The organism is Pilimelia columellifera subsp. columellifera, from assembly GCF_039532605.1.
In the GTDB taxonomy this organism is placed as follows: domain Bacteria; phylum Actinomycetota; class Actinomycetes; order Mycobacteriales; family Micromonosporaceae; genus Pilimelia; species Pilimelia columellifera.
The window spans coordinates 1-3,355 of sequence record NZ_BAAARY010000056.1; the positions used below are offsets into that span (position 1 = coordinate 1).

Here is a 3,355-nt window from a genome sequence, read left to right on the forward strand (position 1 = left end):
CGCATTCGTTGCTGCTGCATGCGCTGTCATCTGCTACCGCCGCGCCGTCCGCCTCGACCTGTTGACCAGCAACAACCCCAACTGACACACGGTCTTAGGAACCGGATTTTTTGCGCATCACTACCATTTGCGGCCCTGTATGCATTTTCGAACGTGTCATCCAGGTTCAGCGTCCATACTCGACGCCATGGTAGGCTAGCTAGTTCTGAGAACCACACCTCGTGCGTCGCATTTCCGAAGACTTCGCGGAGGGTGTGCCACACATTGTCTGGCGCACTAGCTATGACCGCACGTTGATAGGCGCGAGGCAAGGAATCACCAGTATCAATAGGAGCAGCCGGATAGCGGTTCGCTAGAATTCCGACCAAGTCGGTCGCCAGCGGCAAGTTTCCCAACGCGTTTTGGGCTCCCACACTAGCGCCGGCCCCGAGTAGAAGCTGGTACCGCCCGAGCCTAGCCGCATGACGTGCAGCACGTCGCTGTTTCTCGCTGATTGCGTCTGCGATCATTGGCCAAGACTGACACCTACCAGCGCCAAATTGGATGTGATCGGAGATAGTCAGGCAGCTCGATCCTGGTGGCGGCGCACTCTCGTCGGCAGTGGCGTTGCATGACTACGTGCCGGAGGCCATGTAGGCGGCGAGGATGTAGTTGGGGTGACGGTCGAGGTTCTTGCGGCGCGGTCGTAGCGCATGGTGGTGCGGGGGTCGGCGTGGCGCGCGGCGATCTGGACGTCGCGGAGGCTGACGCCGGCGTCGAGCATGGTGGTGACGAAGGTGTGGCGCAGCATGTGCGGGTGCATCCTCGGCATCCGGATACCGGCCTCGTCGGCCAGGTGGTTGAGCCGGCGGGTGGCCGCGTGTCGATCCAGCCGCCGTCCGTGGGTGTTCCGTAGGACCGGGCCTGTCTCGCGGGAACCGATGGCGCGGTCGAGAGCGCGGGCTACCGCGGGTGGGAGCGGCACGAGGACGATCTTGTCGCCTTTGCCGTGGACGCGCAGGACGCGATGGCCGTGCTCTTCACCGAGGTCACTGATATTGGCGCCGCAGGCTTCGAAGATCCGCAGCCCAAGCAGCCCGAGCATGGCCACGAGGGCGAAGTCGTTGGGGTTGGCCGACTGCCGGGCCGTGGTGATCATGGCCTCGAACTGTAGGTGGCTCAGCCCGAGGGTCGGTGACTCCGGTGGGACCGGTGGACGACGTACGTAGTCGGCTGGTGAGTGGTCGATGATGGCGTCGATGACACAGACGCGGTAGAACCCCACGACGACCGACAGCCGGCGGGAGACCGTCGAGGGCTGGTGGCAGCGGACCTCCTGCAGCCACCGCACGTAGCGCTCTACGTCCGCGCGGGACACGGACAGCGGCGCAAGGTCATGGTTGGCGCACCAGGAGAGGAACATTCCGAGATCCGACTCGGTATGAGCCCGGGAGGTCCCGCGGTAGCGACCAAGGTAGGCGGCAATCGCGGCACGCAGCACGGCAGAGTCGATGGAGGCGGACGAGGATGCTGGGGCCAGTGAAGTAGTCATGATCCACGTTCCCTCGCAGGAGCTAGTCCATGCCACAGCTCCACTCGCGGCATGTGAGCGCACCCGATGCGTCATCGTGCCCCGCATCGACAGCGCACGACACCCTCGACCCTCGACCCTCGACCGGTGCGGCGTGTAGCCGACCGGTTACACCGTCTACGCTTGGTAGATGTACCCGTTACCCTCTGGACCGCAGCTGACGTCCGAGCAACGTCGGGAGCTTGATGACACGTTCCTGTCGTCCGACCCCTACGGGTACTTCAACGCCCGGATCGCAATGATCTTACGGTGGGCGGAGTTCGGCGACGGTAGCCACGAGCATCCCGCAGCCCTCCCCGATGATGAGCAGCTCGAGCCAGAAACGCGTGTGCGGTTCGCTCGCCTCCTCGGTCGACCTGCTGGCTTCGCAACCGAGACTTCCCTAATACGACAGCCGTACTTCTGTGGGGTTGCGTCTTCGCTGGTAGTGGCTGGTTTTGGCGCGGTGTTGGTGGCGGTGTCGCCATCGTGACCATTGATCGATGAGGTCGCGGCTGGCGGTGGCGTTGATCATGTGTGCCAGGAGACGGCGGGCCTCGGGCAGGGTGATGGGGATGAGCCCGTCAGCTTCTGGGGCGGGTCGTCTTTTCCCACCGCAGCGGCGGTGACGGCGAGGAAGGCGTGGGCGGCGATGGCCAGGGTGATGTGCCGGTGCCAAGCGTTGTAGCGGCGGACCTGGTAGTGGTCGAGCCCGATCTGTCCCTTGGCGGTCTGGAAGCATTCCTCGATGGCCCAGCGGCTACCGGCGACGGTGATGAGCTGCTCGTCGGTCGTATCGGTGGGGCCGTAGCACAGGTAGTAGGCCAGGTCGGTGGGGTTGGTGATGGAGCGGCGCACCAGCAGCCACCGGGTGTGCCCGTGCTCGGCGGTTCCGGTGTCGGGCAGGGTCGCGGTGGCCCAGTCGTAGAGACGTTCACCTTTGGATCCGGGGCCGCAGCTGCGGCGTTTCCACGCCAACTGCGGCGCCTGCTTGGCCAGGACATCGGCGCGGCTGCTGCCGCTGTCGGTAGGGATCTTCTGCCGGCAGGCGACCGCGACGACGTAGCTGACTTGGCGTTCCTGCAGGGCGGTGCGGAACTTGGAATCCGATCCGTATGCCTCGTCGGCGGTGACCCAACCGGCGGGCATACCGGCATCCAACGCCCGGAAGATCATTCGCAGGGCCAGCTGCGGCTTCGTCGCAAACGTCACCGCAGGGTCGATGCCCGCCTCAGCTCGCCGCTGGTCATCGGTGCACCACCTGGCCGGCAGGTAGAGCTCCCGGTCGATCAGGGTTCGGCCGTGGATGCTGGCGTAGGCCAGGAACACCCCGAGCTGACAGTTCTCGATCCTGCCCGCCGTGCCTGAGTACTGCCGCTGCACGCCAGCAGACTTGTCGCCCTTCTTCAGGAACCCGGTCTCGTCGACGACCAACACCGCACCTGGGTGGCCGAGATTGTCAGCCACGTAGGCGCGCACGTCATCACGCACACCGTCGGTGTCCCAGCCGGCTTTGTTCAACAGCGTCTGCATGCCATCCGGGCTCACATCGCCGGCGGCCTCGGCAAGCGTCCAGCCGTTCTTGTCCGCCAGCGGCGACAGCAAGCCACGCACGTAGGCGCGGGCGCGCCGGCGTGGCTCCACCCGCACGAACCGGTGTCCCAGACGCACCATCAATCCGTCAAGATCGTCCGACCAGCCAGCAAGCCCTCCCTGTCACGCTGGTGTGAGACAGCTCGTCTACCAGGAGATAGTCTTCCTGGACGGCCCTGAGGAGAGCACATCAGCATGGTGTTGAAGCCCCAT

Annotated in this window: 2 protein-coding genes; both read right to left on the reverse strand. The window is 65.0% G+C overall.

The features are described from left to right. Positions 1-559 precede the first annotated feature (559 nt). On the reverse strand, positions 560-1,531 hold the full coding sequence (locus tag ABD287_RS18215) for a tyrosine-type recombinase/integrase (protein WP_344174741.1): 972 nt from the start codon (positions 1,529-1,531) through the stop codon (positions 560-562). Positions 1,532-2,080: 549 nt separating this feature from the next. After that, positions 2,081-3,223 carry an IS701 family transposase gene (locus tag ABD287_RS18220; protein ID WP_344174742.1) on the reverse strand — a complete coding sequence of 381 codons (1,143 nt, stop codon included), beginning with the start codon at positions 3,221-3,223 and terminating at the stop codon, positions 2,081-2,083. Between the last annotated feature and the right edge of the window lie 132 nt (positions 3,224-3,355).